This is a genomic window from Pseudomonas sp. RW10S2, from assembly GCF_014268985.1.
Classification (GTDB): Bacteria; Pseudomonadota; Gammaproteobacteria; order Pseudomonadales; family Pseudomonadaceae; genus Aquipseudomonas; species Aquipseudomonas wayambapalatensis.
Window position 1 is genome coordinate 19387 of the sequence record NZ_JABWRO010000029.1, and the last position, 16580, is coordinate 35966.

Genomic DNA, 16580 nt, shown 5'->3' on the forward strand with positions numbered 1-16580 from the left:
GTCCGTCGCTCATCGATTCTGGTCGGGGTTCCATTGGCTGTAGCTGTGCCCGCGCAGGAATTGCCACAGGCCGACACTCATGCCCGCCAGCGTCACCAGCACGAAGGCGGCCAGGCGGAACGGCGTGGGCAGGCGGTGGCCGGCATCGAGCAGGCCGGCAATCGCCGCCGCATAGCCGAGCAGTTGCGCGGCCAGGGTCAGGTGGTAGAAGTGCGACTCACCGACCAGCCAGAGATTGGCCAGCAGCAGCGGCAGCAACAGCACCGGTGCCAGGCGGCGGATCAGCTTGTGACTGATCAGGGCGATGGCGTACAGGCCGTGGCGTACCGGGTTGAGCAGTTCGCTGCGCGCGGCCAGGCTCTGCAGGCCGCCGACGGTGACGCGTTGGCGACGGCGGAACTGCTTGTCGGCCTCGTCCACCCCCTGGTCGAGCACGATCGCCTCCGGCACGTAGACGATGCGCTGGCCGGCGGCCGGGGCGCAGGTGCTGATGTAGAAGTCGTCGTTGACCTGTTTGGGAATCGCCTGGTACAGCGGGCGACGCAGGGCGAGCAGGGCGCCGTCGGCCGAGACCATGCAGCCGGTGCGGTTTTCTACCTTGCGCACCCAGGCTTCATAGTGGCGGTACAGGCTGTCGCCCAGGCTCAGGCCCTTGCCTGGATCGGGGATGATCATGTGTCCGGCAGTTCCCCCCACATCGCTGTCGGCGAACGGCGCCAGCAGCAGGCCAAGGGTGTTGCCAGACCACTGGTTGTCGGCGTCGGTGAACACCAGGATATCGCCGCGGCAGACGCTCACCGCGGTGTTCAGCGCGCCGGTCTTGCCCAGGCGTGGCAGGTCGAGCACCTGTACCCGCGGATCGTCCACGGCGCGGGCCAGCGCCACGGTGCGGTCGCTGGAGCCGTCGCTGGCCACCACCACCTGCAGTTCGGCGGCCTGGTAGTCCTGGGCGAGCACGCTGGCGAGCTTGGCCTCGATGTGCCGCTCCTCGTTGTGCGCGGCGATCACCACGCTGACCCGCTGCGGAGGCAGCGGGCCGGGTCTGCGCACAGGGAAGAACGGCGCAGCCAGGGTCAGCAGCAGCGGATAGCCGACCCAGGCGTACAGCGGCAACAGCAGGCACAACCAGAAGATGATCTCAGCCACGAGCGGGCCTCCTTGCGGTGCGGTTGAACAGGCTGAGGATGAACGCAGCGCCAGCCAGGTGCAGGCGCAGCCAGTGCAGGCCCCAGAGCTGCAGGGTCAGCAACGTGTCGTGGTGCCTGAGGCTCTGGCGCAGGCTCAGCGCCAGGGCAGGCAGGGCGCTGATCAGCAGCAGCGCCAGGGCCACATGGGGGAAACCTTCGAGCAGCGTCGACAGCGCCATGGCGTCGAGTACCCAGGCGCCGACCGACAGCAGCGGGAAACGCAGCAGGCGCAGGCTCACGCCATGGCTGCGCAACAGTTGCAAGTGGCTGCCCTGGCGCCACATCTCCTTGCCCAGCCATTCACCCCAGCTGCCCTCGAAGCCCCAGTGCAGCACCACGGGCTGGCGCAGCACGCGCAAACGCGCGCCGGCTTCGTGCAGGCGCAGGGTAAAGTCCTTGTCTTCGCCGGTGCGCAGGCGCTCGTCGAAGCCGCCAACCTGGTCGAACCAGGTGCGGCGCATCAGCAGGTTGGGCGTGGGCAGCCAGGTGCAGTCCTGCACCGTCTGCCCGGCGCGCAGCGTGCGGCGTTGCCAGGCGTGGGCGAACCAGGGCGCCTGGCGTGGGGTGTCGCAGTCAAGGGCGAAGACATCTCCTTCGCCTCGGCGCTGCAGGCCCAGCAGCAGGTCGAGCCAGTTGTCGGGCACCTCGATATCGGCATCCAGGAACGCCAGCCACTCACCGTGGCTGACCTGTGCGCCCTGGTTGCGCAGCGCACCGATGGCCACACCGGGCAGGCTCAGCACCTGGGCGCCGTGCTGGCGGGCGATGGCCGGGCCATCGTCGCTGGAGCCGTTGTCGACCACGATCAGCTCACAGCCCAGCCCCGCGCAGTGGGCGGCCTTGCGCGCGGCTTCGAGGGTGCGGCCGATATGGCGGGCTTCGTTGAACATGGGGATGACGATGCTCACCTGGTTCATGGCGTCGCCCCCGCGGTGCGCGGCTCGCTGGCCTGGCGCAGCAGCACGCTGGACAGCGCCAGCATCATCCACAGGTACTTGTGGCTGGGGGCGCTGAGGAACATCAGGAACAGCCCGATGGCCAGCATGCTCATGGTCAGGTGGGTCATCAGGTCGGCGTTGTCGTGCTCGCCGTTGGCCCGCCAGGCCGCGCGGGCCCGCCAGAAGTTGCGCAGGGCCAGGGCGATCATGCCGACGAAGGCCAGCCCCGCCGGTACGCCGGTTTCGCTGAACAGCTCCAGGTAGGTGTTGTGGGCGCGGCGATAGAGGTCGGTGGTCTTGCTGTTGACCGGCGCGAAGGCCTTGGAGAAACCGGTGTCGGCGTAGTGCAGCGGGAAGGTGCCGGGGCCGGTGCCGAGCATCGGGCTGTGGCTGATCATCTCCTTGCCCACCACCAGGTACGAGGCGCGCCGACCCAGGGATTCGTCCTGGTGCGCATTGACCCCGGACTTGAGCAGCATCAGCGACTGGATGCGCTCGGCGTAGCCGGCCGGCATCAGCGCCGCGCCCAGCGGCAGGACGATGGCCAGGCCGAGCATGGCGAAGCCCAGGTGGCGCGGGCGGATGCGTGCCAGTTGCTCGCGGTAGTTGTACAGCACGATGCCCAGGCTGATCAGCAGCACCACCAGGCCTGAGCGCGACTCGGTCTTGGTCATGCCCACCAGCAGCAACAGGCAGCAGCCGGCCCAGAACAGCTTGAGCGGAATCTGCCGGGTCTTTATCGCCAGCCACAGCCCCAGCGGCATGGCGATGGTGATCAGCAGGGCGAAGGCATTAGGGTCGAGCATGGCCGAAGCGCGACCCTGCTCCTGGTATTTGCTGGAGAAGATGGCGAACAGGCAGGTCACGCAGACGCTGACGGTGATCAGCCGGGCCAGCATCGGCAGGTTGAGGTCGCGCCCCACCAGCAGGGTGATGACGAACACCACCAGGCCGACCAGCAGCTCGCGCAGGTGGCCGACGGACAGCTCGACGCTGTCGCTGGTCCACAGGCTCAGCAGGTACAGGGCCATGAACGGTATCAGCAATCGCCATTGATTGCTGCGCAGGCGCTCGGCAGGCAGCTGGCGCACGGCCAGTTGCAGGGTGAGGATCAGCACCAGGCCCAGGCCGATCAGCTTGGCGCCAGAGACCATGCTGTCCTTGAGCAGCCCTTCGAGCGGCACCAGCGCGGCGATCGCCAGCAGGCCCCAGGCTGGCTTGCGGTACAGCACCAGGGCACCGGCCAGGCCGACCACGGCGCCAGGGGCCAGGTAAGGGTAGGGGCTGGCCAGCAAGCCCAGCGACAGCAGGGCCACCAGGCCCACCAGCGACAGGGGGATGATCATGCGACAACCTCCGTGGCCGTGCCCCGGTACACCAGGGCCCAGCGTTGTGCCAGGGTCGGCAGGTGGTAGTGTTCGCGCTGGGTCTGGCGGGCGCGGGCAACCAGTTCTTCGGCCTGTTGCGGATCGTCCAGCAGCGCCTGCAGTTGGGCAGCGAGTTCATCGACTGCCAGCGGTGCGGCAAGCAGCCCGCTGCGCCCGTGTTCGATCACGTCGGGAATGCCGCCGACGCCGAAGGCCACCACCGGTACGCCGTCCTGCATGGCTTCGAGCAGAATCATCGGCGTGCCTTCGGTGCGCGAGCTGATCACCAGGGCATCCAGTCGGGCCATCCAGGCTGGCATGTCGCGCTGGAAACCCGGCAGCGTGATGCGCTCGGCCAGGCCTGCCGCCTCGATACGCGCCTGCAGCGTGGCGCGTTCGGGGCCGTCGCCGAGCATCACCGCGTGCAACCGTGGATGGCGCTGGCACAGCGGGATCAGGGTGTCGAGGAACAGGTCCGGGCCTTTTTCGCTGGACAGCCGCCCGACATAGCCTGCCAGCCAAGGGGCTTGGCGCAGTCCCTGGCTGTGCACCGCGGCGCTGCCATCGCGGGACGAGCCCGCTCCCACAGGCACGGGCTCCGGCAGGCCGTTGGGGATCACCTGCAATTTGCTGGCTGGAACTCCCGCCTCGCGATGGATGCGGGCAATGCTCTCGGCCACGCACACCACGGTCGCCACCGTGGGTGTGCGGCACAGTTGCAGGCTCAGCCAGGTGTAGAAGCGCTGCTTGGTGCTGCGCGGCGTGAAGCCGTGCTGGGTGGTCACCAGTGGCAGGTGCCAGAGGGTCGCGGCCAACCAGCCGAAGACCATGCCCTTGAAGTTGTGGGTGTTGATCAACGGCCGCTCGCCACGCTGGGCCGCCACTTGCCTGAGCAGTGCGCCCAGGCCATGGCAGCTCTGGCAGTCGATGCCGGCTTCGCGAAAGCGCGTCACCAGGTCCTGCGGCGCGTCGAGGAACAGCACCCGGTGCCTGCCAGGGGTTGCCTGGCAGTGGTCCAGGAGCATGCGCTCGGCGCCGTAGAATCCGCCGCTGCTGAGCAGGTGCAGGATCAACCGGCCGGTTGCGGGAGCTGCAGCGTTCAATTGCGCACCCAGTGCATCAGGCGAGGCAACGACCACGACTTGTGCGGGTTGGGCAACGCCGGGGTCTGGTCGTTGATCACCAGCAGCACCGGCAAGCCCAGCTCCTGGCCGATCTGTGCAGGGTGCTTGAAGCGGTGGTCGAAGAACTCCTTGACGTAGACCAGTGCGATCGCCAGCAGCAGGCCGGTGACCAGGCCGAACGGGATGATCAGGCCAGGTTTGGGGAACGACGCGGTGGCCGGCTCGTAGGGCGCGCTGAGGATCCGCGCGTTGGACTGGCTGCCATCGAGCAGCCCCTGGCCGCGACTTTCTTCATAGCGCTGGGCATAGGTGGAGAAGGCCTTGTGCAGGGCATCGATCTCGGTGTCGAGCTGGCGGGTCTTGCTCTGGGTCTCGCGCAGCTCGGTGATGCGGTTCTTGTACTCATCGATGCGTTGGGTCTTCTGATCGATCACCTGCTGGGTCACGGCCAGGTCCTGCTGGCGTTCGCGGATACGGTTCTCGACGATCTTGAGGAACTGACCGCGCAGCTGGGCGATCTGCTGACGCGCCATGACCATCTGCTCGGCACCGGGCTGGAACACCGTGGCATCGCCGTTGTAGCGTGCCAGCTGGGTGGTCAGTTGCTCGCCCAGTTGCTTGATCTCGCGGTCTTCGAAGGCGACGTTGTCGACCGTGGTGGTGAAGGTGTAGGGGAAGGCGTAGTCGGCCATCTTCGCCTTGCTCGCCGCCGCCAGGCTGCTCTGCAGGTAGTCGAGCCACTGCTGGTTCTCCAGCTTGCGGTCGCGCTGCAGGTTGAGTGCCTGTTCCTCGGTGTTGATCGCATTGAGGCGGAAGGTGATCTCTTCTTTCGGATCGGACGAGCCGATCGCCGTCAGCAGGGCCAGGCGTTGGCCCTCGAGGTCTCCAAGACGCGCCTGGTAGTGCAGTTTCTTCTGCTCGTAGAAGGTCTCGGGCAGCTCGTTGGACTGCAGGTCCTGGCGGTTTTTCAGGAAGTTGTCCAGCAGGCGGGCGACGAACAGGGTGCCGAGGCGCGCGTCATCGGCGCTGTAGGTGACCGAGATGACGTTGGAGCCGGGCAGGGTCTCGACCTTGAGATCCTTGACGGCCTGGTCGGTGAGCTCGTCGAGCTGGGTGTCGCGCTCGTCGGCCACCGACTTGCCCAGCAGGCGATGCAGTGGATCGACGATGCCATGGCGCAGCGGGTCGATCACGGTGCGCCGCAGCAGGCCGGGTTCGGCCTGGTACTGGCCTTCCTGACGCAACTGGCTGATGGTCTGGCGGATCAGCGTGGGCGAGCGCAGGATGTTGCTCTCGGTCTCCATGTCGGCCAGCGATGGCGGGATGAACTGGTCCGCCTGCTGGGCCAGCGAGGAGCTGGTGTCACTCTGCGACAGCTTCTTGGACTGCACGATGACTTCGGCGGTGATGTCGAAGCTCTGCTTGAGCACCAGCGGCAGGATCACCGCGATCACCGCGAAGATCAGGAACACCCTTTTCACCAACTGGCGGTTGGCGAAGAAGATGCGGAAGAACTCATGCACATAGTTTTCTTTCGGTTGCGTGGTCATGGTCCGTCCCCCGGTCAGTTGTTGCTTTCTTTGTTGTCGACGCGGTAGCTGAAGCTGAAGCCAAAGCCCTGGAACAGCACCACGTCAGCCAGTTGCCGGGACAGCTCGGCAGCGCTGGCCAGCTTGGTCTTGGGCACGTACAGCATGTCTTCGGGCTGCAGGTAGGCGAGCTTCTGGCTACCGCCGGAGAGGGCCTGGTCGACGTCGTAGTTGACCGCATGCACGGTGTTGCCTTCGCGGCGCATGATCACCACCGAACCGAGCTTGGCCTTCAGGGTCGGGCCGCGGGCCAGGGTCAGGGCCTCGAGCACCGACACCGGACGCCGGATCTGGAATGCGCCTGGCTGGCCGACTTCGCCGAGCACGTAGATCTCGTTGGCGGCAGTGGACTTGAGCAGCACATCCACGCTCATGCGTCCGGGCAGGCTGGCGTAGCGCTCGTTGAGGTAGTCACGCAACTGGTTGACGGTCATGCCCTGCAGTGGCACCGAGCCGATTTCCGGGAAGGTCGCGCGGCCGTCGTTGCCCACGGTGATGTCGCGGCTCATGCCGGTGCCGGGGTGGCTCAGGGCGTTCTTCAGGTTGACCTCGTCGGTCATGGGGCTCAGCACGCGCACCGTCACCTGGTCGCGGTTGGGCTTGAACACGCGCTTGTCGTTGTAGGCCTGGCGAATGGCGCTCTCCGCTTCGCTCGGGGTCAGGCCCTCGACGCGCACCGACGCGTTGGTGGATGGCAGGGTGATGCTGCCATCGGGCTGCACCAGTTGCTGGCCGTTCAGGCCGCTGGCGGCCATGAAGTTGAGGTCCAGGGTGTCACCGGACTGGATGCGGTACACCCCGGCAGAGCGGTTGCTGACGTGGAAGATCACTTCCAGCACGTCCTGTGGCCGCAGCACCTGCTCGCGGCGGGCGACTTCGGTGGCCTGGCTCTCGGCCGGCGGCGCGGTGAGGATCTGTACCGGCATTTCGCGGCTTTCCTGGCTGGCGCATCCGGCCAGGGCGAGCACGCACAGGGCAATCGAGGGATATCTCATGGCGATCATGGCGTGCGTCCTCTCACAGGTTGTCGTACAGCCACTTGGGCATGTAGTACTTGCGCTTGTTGAACACGCTGCCGATCAGCCGCGCGCCGGCTTGCTCGAGGCGCTGGACTGCGGCCTGGGCCACCTCTTTGCGGGTTTCCTCGGCGCGCACCACCAGGATCACGCCATCGACCAGGGTGCCGATCACCAGGCTGTCGGCGCTGGCGTAGATGGCCTCGCCGTCGATCACCACGAAGCGGTAGTGGGCGGCGAACTGGCGCAGCAGGATGCGCAGGCGCTCGGGGTCGAGGCGGTCGCGGCCGCGCTTCCAGGTGCCCACCGGCAGCACGTCGAATGGCTGGTCGGACAGGTGCACCACGCAGTCCTGCGCCAGCGGTGGGGTGTCCTCGTCGAACAACAGGTCGGTGTAGCCGCGCAGCTTGTTCAGCCCCAGTTGCTGGCTCAGGCCGTTGCTGCTGGAACTGCCGTCGATCAGCAGCACCGCACCTGCGCTCATCAGCGCCAGCTGGCTGGCGAAGGCCAGGGTGCTGGTGCTGGTGCCGGTTCCGGTGTTGGCCGCGGTCAGCAGCAGGGTGCGCTGGTCGAGGTCGAGGACAGTGGCGGTCAGGTTGGTCTCGCTCGGGTTGGCGATACTCAGGCTTCTAGAAGTGGAACCGTCCATCTCAACTTGCTCCGTGGCCAGTGAAAACCTTGAACGGGGTCTTGAGCAGGATTTTCAGATCCAGCAGCAGGCTCTGTTCGTTGATGTAGCTGAGGTCAAGCTCTACGCGTTGGTCAAAATCGATGTTGCTGCGTCCGGAGATCTGCCAGAGGCCGGTCATGCCGGGGTAGATCGACAACCGTGCCAGGTGGTTGTCCTTGTAGCGGTAGGCGTTGAACGAGGTGGGGCGCGGGCCGACCAGGCGCATGTCGCCGGTGACGACGTTGATCAGGTTGGGCAGCTCGTCCAGGCTGCTGCGCCGCAGCCAACTGCCCACCGAGGTGATGCGCGGGTCTTTGTCGATCTTGAAATCGATGGAGTCGGCGCCGTGCTTGTTCAGGTGGCGTACCGAGTCCTTCAGCGCCTCGGCGTTGGCGACCATGGTGCGGAACTTGAACATGCCGAACAGGCGGCCGCGGTAGCCGGTGCGTTTCTGCACGAAGAACACCGGGCCCGGGCTGGACTGCTTGATCATCACTGCCAGCACCAGGAACACCGGGGACAGCAGCAACAGCAGGGTCAGCGCCGCCAGACATGACAGCGCGCGGTTGGTGCGCGACAAGGTCCAGGGGCGCCCACCGACCCGGCCGGTCATCCAGCCGCGGCCTTGCATGTGGATGGCGGCATCGATGCGCTGGCGGTGCGCCGGGTCCATGCGTTTGTCCTGGTACAGCGCCTGTAGCTGGGCGCTTTTCGGTTGTCCTGTCATATCACCCTCCGTTGTTTCGACTGCTCGCCTGCAGGTTCGCCGTCTGTGGCGGGCGAGTAGTAGTGCTTGAACCAGGCGACGAATCGCCCGAGCCCTTCATCCAGGGAAATCGTTGGGGTAAAGCCGGTGACCCGGGCCAGGGCGCTGGCATCGGCACAGGTGGCCAGCACATCGCCCGGCTGCAGTGGCAGCAACTCGATCACCGCATCGCGCCCGAGGTGTTTTTCCAGCAGGGCCAGGTAGTCGAGCAGTTCCACCGGGCGTTGGCCGCCGATGTTGAACAGGCGCCAAGGCGCTGCGCTGCTGGCCGCATCGGGGCTGAAGGCGTCCCACTGCGCATCGGCGCGAGGCGGGTAGGGCAGCAGCCGCACCAGGCTTTCGACGATGTCGTCGATGTAGGTGAAGTCGCGCTGGTGCCGACCATGGTTGAACAACTGGATCGGCCGGCCTTCGCTGATGGCGCGGGCGAACTGCATCGGCGACATGTCCGGGCGGCCCCAGGGGCCATAGACGGTAAAGAAGCGCAGGCCACTGCAGGGGATGCCGAACAGATGGCTGTAGCTGTGCGCCATGGCCTCATTGGCCTTCTTGGTGGCGGCATACAACGACAGCGGATGATCGACTGCATCCTGCACCCGGTACGGCGTGCGCTGGTTGGCGCCATACACCGAGCTGGACGAGGCATACAGCAGGTGCTGCACCGGGTGGCGCCGGCAGCCTTCGAGAATGTTCAGGAAACCCGCCAGGTTGCTGTCCAGGTAGGCCTGGGGATTCTGCAGCGAGTAGCGCACACCCGCTTGCGCTGCCAGGTGCACCACCACCTCGGGGCGCTCCTTGGCGAACAGCCGGGCCATGGCGTCGCGGTCGGCAAGGTCCAGGCAGTGCAGCGGAAAGTCACCGACGCTCTGGCGCACCCAGTGCACGCGGGCATGCTTGAGCGACGGATCGTAATAGTCGTTGAAGTTGTCCAGGCCCAGCACCTCATGGCCGTCGCACAGCAGGCGCAGGCAGGTGTGGGCACCGATGAAACCGGCGGCGCCGGTGACCAGCACTTTCATGGCGCGCCGACCTGCGGGGCATTCTGGTCGGGTGCGACCTGGCGCAGGCCGATGCCGCTGTAGTGCAGGCCGTGGGCGGCGACCTGCTCGGGGTTGTACAGGTTGCGACCGTCGATGATCACCCGTGTACGCAGCTTGCTGGCCAGCAGCGAGAAATCCACCACGCGGAAGTTTTTCCATTCGGTGCAGATCACCAGGGCGTCGGCGTCCTGCAGGGTGTCGTCGCGGGTGGCGCACAGTTGCAGGTCGTCGCGGTAGCCGTACAGGCGCCGGCATTCGTCCATCGCTTCGGGATCATAGGCCCGCACCGTGGCGCCTTCGTCCCACAGCGCTTCCATCAGGTAGCGGCTCGGTGCTTCGCGCATGTCGTCGGTGTTGGGCTTGAAGGCCAGGCCCCACAGGGCGATGGACTTGCCGCGCAGCCCGCCCAGGCGCTGCTGGAGCTTGGCGAACAGGATGCGCCGCTGCCGGTCGTTGACTTCGTTGACGCTCTGCAGCAGGCGCAGGGGCATGCCGCTGTGTTCGGCGGTGTGCAGCAGGGCCTTGATGTCCTTGGGGAAGCATGAACCGCCAAAACCGCAGCCGGGGTAGATGAAGTGGTAGCCGATGCGTGGGTCCGACCCGATGCCGCGGCGCACCGCCTCGATGTCGGCACCCAGGTGCTCGCTGAGGTTGGCCAGTTCGTTCATGAAGCTGATACGCGTGGCGAGCATGGCGTTGGCGGCGTACTTGGTCAGCTCGGCGCTGCGGTTGTCCATGAACATCAGCTTTTCGTGGTTGCGGCAGAAGGGCGCGTAGAGTTCGGCAAGCTGGTCGTGGGCGACCTGGTCATGGGTGCCGACGATGATCCGGTCGGGGCGCATGCAGTCGGCCAGGGCGCTGCCTTCCTTGAGGAATTCGGGGTTGGACACCACGCGCACCTGCAACTTGCCCTTGCCCAGGCGCTGCAGTTCGGCGCGGGCAAGGGCCTCGACCTGGTCGGCAGTGCCGACCGGCACCGTGGATTTGACGATCAGGGTACGGTCGTTCTCCATCAGCTCGGCAATCTTCCGGGTGACGTCGAGCACATGGCTCAGGTCGGCCGAGCCGTCCTCGTCAGGTGGGGTGCCGACGGCGATGAAGATCAGTTCGGCATGGCTGACCGCATCGCTGGCCTGGGTACTGAACAGCAGGCGATCTTCCTTGATGTTGTCTTCCAGCAGGCCCGACAGGCCCGGCTCGCTGATCGGCGGGACGCCCTGGCGCAGTTGGTTGATCTTGTGGGCATCCACGTCCACGCACAGGACCCGGTGGCCAACGTCGGCAAGCGCTGCCGCTTGTACCAGTCCTACGTAGCCAGTGCCAAAAACGCTCACGTCCATGTCGGCGTGCCTCGTATGGATGAGTAAGAGGTATGAAACAGTGGTGTGATTTCTGTATAGCTCAGCTCGCGGGAAATGCGTCAAACCAATGGCATGTTTCGTCGCATTTACAGACGCCAAGCAAAACGGCCACTGGCCATCAACCCTTTGTCAATCCGGGGTTTAGCGTTGAAAGCTACTGGCAGTTGGCCGTTCGACGAACTGATGAACGGTTGCAGGCCGCGAATAATGCGGGCTTATGACGATAGAGCGTCTCAACCGTGTTACGTTTTTTGCGCCAGAATATGGCGTTGCGATATCGCCGGAAAATTGACATTTTGGCCTTGTGATTTGTTTCAGGACTGCTACGGTTTGAATGGAAACCCATGACCGGAGTGGTCGAATCATGCGCGGATGGATCAAGCTGGCCCTGCTGTTCATCTACCTGGCGAGCTTTCATGGCTATTACCGGGAGCGGATGGAAGCACTGGGTCTTGGCCTGCCGTTGCTGCTTTACCTGGGCGTGGCCGGGGTGCTGGTGGTGGGGCTGCTGCTGGCGGCGTGGATTCGCCCGGCTTGGCTGCGCTGGGCGCTGGCGGCGGCTTTTGCGGTGAGTGCGCTGTTCTTCGATGCTTATCTGCGAATCACCGATTCCTACCTCACCTATAGTGCGTTCGTGTCCATGGTGTATGCCGGTGGCTTCATCCAGGAAGCACTGGAGCAGTACCACTATGCAATCACCTTGGCGGCGTTCAGCTCGCTGCTGGTGCTGTTGGGTGTGGGCTTGCGGCCGGGCCCTGTGCCGCGCTTGCCGCGCCTGGTGCCGGTTGTCGCGCCGTTTCTGGCGCTGGCGTTGCTGATCGGCGTGCTGTTCATCCGCGCCGGCGAGGGTGCCCGTGGCCTGCCAGTGATGTACACACCCTTGGCTTACCTGAGCCTGTTCAGCTACGAGGCGCTGCACGACCGTGTCGGCCCACGCGAGCCGGTGAGCCTGGCGCAGTCCGGCAAGCCGATGGCGCGCGATATCGTGCTGATCATCGACGAAAGCATTTCGGGCAACTACCTGGACCTCAATACCCCAGCCGGCGTGGCGACTCACCTGCTGCAGCCGCAGCCAGGGGTGAATATCTTCAACTACGGCTACGCCGCTTCGGTGGCCAACTGCAGCGCCGACACCAACGTCACCCTGCGCTTTGGCGGCACCCGCAGCGATTACCTGCGCATCAACTCGACCCAGCCGTCGATCTGGCAATACGCCAAGCGTACGGGGCTGGGCACGGTGTACATCGATGCCCAGCGCACCGGTGGCAACCTGCAGAACCTGATGGACGACAACGAAAAGCGCGACATCGACCGCTTCGTCCAGTTCGAAGACACTCCCGTGGTGCAGCGCGACATGGCGGCGCTGGAGCAACTGGTCAGCCTGCTCAAGGATGGCCAGCCGCAACTGATCGTGATCAACAAGGTTGGCGCGCATTTCCCGGTGCACGACAAATACCCCGACGCCTTCCTGACCTACCAGCCGGCATTGCCGCGCGGGCATTTCACCGATGTGGCCGACACCGGCACGCGTGAAGGCTTCGATGGACGCCCCGAAGACTGGGTGCTGTATCGCAACGCGTACCGCAATACGCTGGGCTGGAACGTGGGTGAGTTCTTCCGCCGCCTGTTCGCCGAGGCCGACCTGAGCCAGGCGGTGCTGATCTATACCTCCGACCATGGGCAGGACCTGCATGAGCGCGGCAATCCGGGCCTGAACACTCACTGCGACAGCGAGCCGGTGATGGAGGAGGGGCTGGTGCCGCTGGTGGTGATTCAGGGCGAGGGCGTCAAGGCCCTGGACTGGCAGGCGCACCTGGCACAGAACCGCAACGCCTCCAGCCACTACAACATCTACCCCACGCTGCTGAAGTTGCTCGGCTATGACGCCGCAGCCGTCACCCGCACATACGGCCAGGCGCTGGATGTGCCGACCGACGATCCATTCACCTTCAACGTGCGCTTCAACGCACGGCTGGGCGCCAAGCCGGACTTTCGTCACATCGACCTCAGCCAGGTGGTGACCCCTGACCAGGCCAAGGGCGTAGCGGTGACGGCGGCGCCCTGAGCGTTCAGCCAGGCCCCAGCATCGGGGAATCGGGTGGGGGATGGACATGGATGTCGCTGCTGTATTGTTCATAACATTATGATTTTGTTGAGTTTTCTCAATGGCATGACGCTTGCTTTGCCCTCAGGGAGTGCTCATATCCCGCAAGAGGGGACCGCGCATGAACAGGAAGACTCGCCCCGCCTACCTGGGGCTGTTGCTGGGGGTAGCGCTGATCGGCCTGGGTGTCGCCTACGAGAAACTCTGGTGCGATCCCCGCGAACTGCTGCAGGCGCCTGCCGACCCGCAGGCCCTGCATCGGCTCAGCCGCGAGGGCGTGACCGTGGAGTTCGAGGCGCGGGCAATGGACGGCGGCGAGCTGCGTGAAGGCAGCTTCGCCAACGTGCGGTTCAAGCTCAGCGACCAGGCCAGCGGCCAACCGCTCTCGGGCATGGCGCCGGGGGCCTGGCTCGATCCGGCGCAGTCGGCGCCGACGGGCGATCGCGACAGCAGTTGCAAGGCGCGGGTCGCGTTGTTTCTCAAGAGCAGCATCGGCGCACGGCCGTTGCTCGACCTCAACAGTTACTTTCTGCTGGTGCTGAACAAGGATGCCAGCCTCACCGTGATCGACCCGACGGTGTCGGTGGGCGGTGTCACCAGTACCCTGGCGCGCATTGACCTGCCGGGGCGGCCGATGGACTGGGCGGCCAGCAGCGACGACAAGCAGGTGTTCGTCTCGCTGCCCGAGCGCGGCCAGGTGGCGCTGATCGATACCGAGACCTTCCGCCGCACGGCCCTGCTGGAGGCCGGCGAACAGCCGGTGCGCGTCGCCCTGCAACCGGACCAGCGACGCCTGTGGGTTGGCAACAACAGCGCGGACCCAGCCAAGGGAGGGGTCACCGTGATCGATGTGCCCAGCCGCAGCACGCTGAAATCCTTCGCCACCGGCTCCGGCCATCATGAGATCGCCTTCAGCGGCGACTCGCGCTTCGCCTTCGTCAGCAACCGCGACGGCGGCACCCTGAGTGTCATCGACATCGCCGACATGCGCCTGCTCAAGACCCTGGAGGTCGGCCCGCATCCACTGTCGGTGAGCTACTCGGCGTTGTCCCAGGCGGTCTATGTGGTCGATGGCCAGGAGGGCACGGTGCGGGTGATCGATGCGCGCAGCCATCAACTGCGCCATACGGTCAAGGCCGAGCAGGGGCTGGGGCCGATGCGCTTCAGTGGTGACGGGCGCTACGGTATCGTCCTCAACACCCTGGAAAACCAGGCGTTGGTGATCGATGCGAGCACCGATACGCTGATCCACCGTATTCCGGTGGCCGCCGAGCCTTACCAACTGACCTTCACCAAGGGCTATGCCTACGTGCGTGGCCTGGCCTCGCCCAAGGTCAGCATGATCAACCTGTCGAGCCTCGGCGAAGGGCGCACACCGATCGTCCAGGGCTTCGAGGCCGGACCTGCTGCGCCGCGCCAGGCAGGTGACCTGCCGCTGGCCCAAGGGGTGAGCGTGTCGCGGGATGACAACTCGGTGTTCGTGGTCAATCCGGTGGACAACACCACCTACTTCTACGCCGAGGGCATGAATGCGCCGATGTCCGGCTACAACAACCGTGGCCATCAGGCGCGCGCGGCCATGGTCATCGACCGCAGTCTGCGCGAGCTCGCACCGGGGGTGTACGGCTCGACCGTGAAGATGCCGGCGGCCGGCACCTTCGATGTGGCCTTTCTGCTCAACCAGCCGCAGATCATCCACTGCTTCAGCACCGAGGTGGCCGCGCTGCCGCAGGCGAGCCGACGCAAGGGCGTGCATGCCGAATTCATCGGCACCGAACAGCCGCACCTGCAGGGCCACCCCTTCATCGCCCGGGTGCGCATCCTCGGTCACGACGGCACGCCGCGCGTCGGGCTGAGCGACCTGAGCCTGCGCTACTTCCTCGCGCCCTCGTCGTTGCCGCGCAGCGTCCCGTTCCAGGACATGGGCGAGGGTGTCTACCAGGCCTCGCTGCAGCTGGGCGAGGCCGGTGCCTGGTACCTGCATGTGCAGTCGCCCACCCTCGGGCGCCGCTTCGCCGAAGAAAACTACACCAGCCTGCGCGTGTTGCCCGCCGCAGCGTCCACCGCTTCCCAAGGGGAATCCAGGAGTGTTCGATGAACCGCAATCATGCCGCCGGACTGCTTGCCCTGAGCCTGGCACTGACCAGCCACCTGGCCTTCGCCCATGCCGGCCACGACCATGGCGGCAAGCCTGAACCGGCGCCTGTGGCACGCCAGGAAAAGGCTAGCGTGCGCTTTGCCGATGTCTCGCTGCTCGATCAGAACGGCATGCCGGTGCGACTGGAAAAGGACCTGGTCGGCGAGCACCTGGTGGTCATGGGCTTAATCTACACCAGCTGCACCACCGTGTGCCCGGTGGTGTCCTCGATCATGAGCAAGGTCCAGCAACAACTGGGCGGCCGGGTGGGCGAGGAGATCCGGTTGGTGTCGATCAGCGTCGATCCGCAGCGTGACGATTCCAGTCGCCTGCTGGGCTACGCCAAGGCGTTCCAGCATGGCCCGGGCTGGAGCTGGCTGACTGGCTCGCCCTACGCGATCAGCGAAACCCTCAAGGGGCTGGGCAGCTTCAGTGCCGACCTGACCCAGCATCCGCCGCTGATCCTGGTCGGTGACGGGCGCACCGGTCACTGGACGCGTTACTACGGTTTCACCGACCCCAACGTGCTGATCGCCGAGATCAATCGCCTGGGCGCCCGCCGGGTCCATGCCAAGAGCACCGCCATCGCCGGCCAGGAGGTTCAGCCATGAGCAGCTTCAGCTCCCGCCACGGTGGCATGCGCAGCCTCGACTGGCTGACCCTCGGCGCCTGCCTGTGGATCTTCGCCTCGATGGCCCTGGCCCATGAAGGGCATGCCCCGCAGCCACAACCGGCGCCGTCGACCATGGCCAGCGGCGCAGGCACCCGTGATGCGCAGACCTGGTTCACCGACACCCTGCTCAAGGACCAGAATGGCCGGGAGCTGCGTTTCTACAGCGACGTGCTCAAGGACAAGGTGGTGATGCTCAATGTCATCTTCACCCACTGCAACGACGCCTGCCCGCTGATCACCCGCAAGCTGCGCGAAGTCCGCGAAGCGATGGGCCCGCAGTTGGCGGCGCAGGTGACCTTCGTCTCGCTCAGCAGCGATCCGCTCAACGATACCCCCGAGGTGCTCAAGGCCTTCGCCGAGAAGCAGGGTGTGGACGGGCCGAACTGGCTGTTCCTGACCGGCGACAAGGCCCGTGTCGACCTGGTGCTGGGGCGGTTGGGGCAGTTCCTGCCCAGCCCCGAGCAGCACTCCACCCAGCTGATTGCCGGCGACGTGGCAGGCAAGCGCTGGAGCAAGATCCGACCTGACGCTCCCCCTGCGGCCATCGCCCAGCGTCTGCAACTGCTGGCCCAGCCGCTGGCGGGACGGTGAGCCATGGGCATCCGTGC

Annotated in this window: 14 protein-coding genes; 4 read left to right on the forward strand and 10 right to left on the reverse strand. The window is 65.7% G+C overall.

Translation table 11 applies throughout. The features are described 5' to 3' along the window. Positions 1-9: 9 nt before the first annotated feature. From HU729_RS09005 to HU729_RS09050, 10 genes are all read right to left on the reverse strand, one after another. Positions 10-1146: a glycosyltransferase gene (locus tag HU729_RS09005; RefSeq protein ID WP_186709608.1), complete on the reverse strand. Its 1137-nt coding sequence runs from the start codon at positions 1144-1146 to the stop codon at positions 10-12. After that, positions 1139-2104 carry a glycosyltransferase gene (locus HU729_RS09010; protein ID WP_186709610.1) on the reverse strand — a complete coding sequence of 322 codons (966 nt, stop codon included), beginning with the start codon at positions 2102-2104 and terminating at the stop codon, positions 1139-1141. Before HU729_RS09010 ends, HU729_RS09005 begins: the two co-directional genes overlap by 8 nt. Further along, the gene (locus tag HU729_RS09015) at positions 2101-3471 is read right to left on the reverse strand and encodes an O-antigen ligase family protein (protein WP_186709611.1); all 1371 of its coding nucleotides are present in this window, start codon (positions 3469-3471) and stop codon (positions 2101-2103) included. Before HU729_RS09015 ends, HU729_RS09010 begins: the two co-directional genes overlap by 4 nt. After that, a complete protein-coding gene (locus HU729_RS09020) occupies positions 3468-4517 on the reverse strand; it encodes a glycosyltransferase family 4 protein (RefSeq protein ID WP_186709647.1) in 1050 nt (349 codons plus the stop codon). The genes HU729_RS09015 and HU729_RS09020 overlap by 4 nt, the downstream gene beginning before the upstream one ends. A 74-nt stretch (positions 4518-4591) precedes the next feature. Then, positions 4592-6166, reverse strand: a complete 1575-nt coding sequence (locus HU729_RS09025) for a Wzz/FepE/Etk N-terminal domain-containing protein (RefSeq protein ID WP_186709613.1) — start codon at positions 6164-6166, stop codon at positions 4592-4594. Positions 6167-6180: 14 nt separating this feature from the next. Continuing rightward, positions 6181-7200 carry a polysaccharide biosynthesis/export family protein gene (locus HU729_RS09030; RefSeq protein ID WP_186709649.1) on the reverse strand — a complete coding sequence of 340 codons (1020 nt, stop codon included), beginning with the start codon at positions 7198-7200 and terminating at the stop codon, positions 6181-6183. Positions 7201-7222: 22 nt separating this feature from the next. Further along, positions 7223-7870, reverse strand: a complete 648-nt coding sequence (locus HU729_RS09035; protein WP_186665324.1) for a CpsD/CapB family tyrosine-protein kinase — start codon at positions 7868-7870, stop codon at positions 7223-7225. A gap of 1 nt (position 7871) precedes the next feature. Beyond that, on the reverse strand, positions 7872-8618 hold the full coding sequence (locus tag HU729_RS09040; RefSeq protein ID WP_186709615.1) for a sugar transferase: 747 nt from the start codon (positions 8616-8618) through the stop codon (positions 7872-7874). Beyond that, positions 8615-9676 carry an NAD-dependent epimerase gene (locus tag HU729_RS09045; RefSeq protein ID WP_186709616.1) on the reverse strand — a complete coding sequence of 354 codons (1062 nt, stop codon included), beginning with the start codon at positions 9674-9676 and terminating at the stop codon, positions 8615-8617. Before HU729_RS09045 ends, HU729_RS09040 begins: the two co-directional genes overlap by 4 nt. Beyond that, positions 9673-11037, reverse strand: a complete 1365-nt coding sequence (locus HU729_RS09050; RefSeq protein WP_186709618.1) for a UDP-glucose/GDP-mannose dehydrogenase family protein — start codon at positions 11035-11037, stop codon at positions 9673-9675. Before HU729_RS09050 ends, HU729_RS09045 begins: the two co-directional genes overlap by 4 nt. Before the next feature lie 385 nt (positions 11038-11422). On the opposite strand from HU729_RS09050, the gene HU729_RS09055 reads away from it, so the two are divergent. The 4 genes from HU729_RS09055 to HU729_RS09070 all read left to right on the forward strand — a co-directional run bounded on the left by HU729_RS09055 (position 11423) and on the right by HU729_RS09070 (position 16563). Beyond that, complete coding sequence (locus HU729_RS09055; protein ID WP_186709620.1) at positions 11423-13123, forward strand: sulfatase-like hydrolase/transferase; 1701 nt, start codon at positions 11423-11425, stop codon at positions 13121-13123. 160 nt (positions 13124-13283) lie between these two features. Continuing rightward, on the forward strand, positions 13284-15260 hold the full coding sequence (locus tag HU729_RS09060; RefSeq protein WP_186709622.1) for a cytochrome D1 domain-containing protein: 1977 nt from the start codon (positions 13284-13286) through the stop codon (positions 15258-15260). Next, complete coding sequence (locus HU729_RS09065) at positions 15257-15910, forward strand: SCO family protein (protein ID WP_186709624.1); 654 nt, start codon at positions 15257-15259, stop codon at positions 15908-15910. The genes HU729_RS09060 and HU729_RS09065 overlap by 4 nt, the downstream gene beginning before the upstream one ends. Beyond that, positions 15907-16563: an SCO family protein gene (locus HU729_RS09070; protein WP_186709626.1), complete on the forward strand. Its 657-nt coding sequence runs from the start codon at positions 15907-15909 to the stop codon at positions 16561-16563. The genes HU729_RS09065 and HU729_RS09070 overlap by 4 nt, the downstream gene beginning before the upstream one ends. The last annotated feature ends 17 nt before the right edge of the window (positions 16564-16580 follow it).

Bases quoted from the DNA above. Each gene is read 5' to 3' on its own strand.
- HU729_RS09015 (WP_186709611.1), bottom strand. From the start codon at position 3,471: ATGATCATCCCCCTGTCGCTGGTGGGCCTGGTGGCCCTGCTGTCGCTG.
- HU729_RS09010 (WP_186709610.1), bottom strand. From the start codon at position 2,104: ATGAACCAGGTGAGCATCGTCATCCCCATGTTCAACGAAGCCCGCCAT.
- HU729_RS09030 (WP_186709649.1), bottom strand. From the start codon at position 7,200: ATGAGATATCCCTCGATTGCCCTGTGCGTGCTCGCCCTGGCCGGATGC.
- HU729_RS09045 (WP_186709616.1), bottom strand. From the start codon at position 9,676: ATGAAAGTGCTGGTCACCGGCGCCGCCGGTTTCATCGGTGCCCACACC.
- HU729_RS09035 (WP_186665324.1), bottom strand. From the start codon at position 7,870: ATGGACGGTTCCACTTCTAGAAGCCTGAGTATCGCCAACCCGAGCGAG.
- HU729_RS09020 (WP_186709647.1), bottom strand. From the start codon at position 4,517: ATGCTCCTGGACCACTGCCAGGCAACCCCTGGCAGGCACCGGGTGCTG.
- HU729_RS09055 (WP_186709620.1), top strand. From the start codon at position 11,423: ATGCGCGGATGGATCAAGCTGGCCCTGCTGTTCATCTACCTGGCGAGC.
- HU729_RS09050 (WP_186709618.1), bottom strand. From the start codon at position 11,037: ATGGACGTGAGCGTTTTTGGCACTGGCTACGTAGGACTGGTACAAGCG.
- HU729_RS09070 (WP_186709626.1), top strand. From the start codon at position 15,907: ATGAGCAGCTTCAGCTCCCGCCACGGTGGCATGCGCAGCCTCGACTGG.
- HU729_RS09060 (WP_186709622.1), top strand. From the start codon at position 13,284: ATGAACAGGAAGACTCGCCCCGCCTACCTGGGGCTGTTGCTGGGGGTA.
- HU729_RS09040 (WP_186709615.1), bottom strand. From the start codon at position 8,618: ATGACAGGACAACCGAAAAGCGCCCAGCTACAGGCGCTGTACCAGGAC.
- HU729_RS09025 (WP_186709613.1), bottom strand. From the start codon at position 6,166: ATGACCACGCAACCGAAAGAAAACTATGTGCATGAGTTCTTCCGCATC.
- HU729_RS09065 (WP_186709624.1), top strand. From the start codon at position 15,257: ATGAACCGCAATCATGCCGCCGGACTGCTTGCCCTGAGCCTGGCACTG.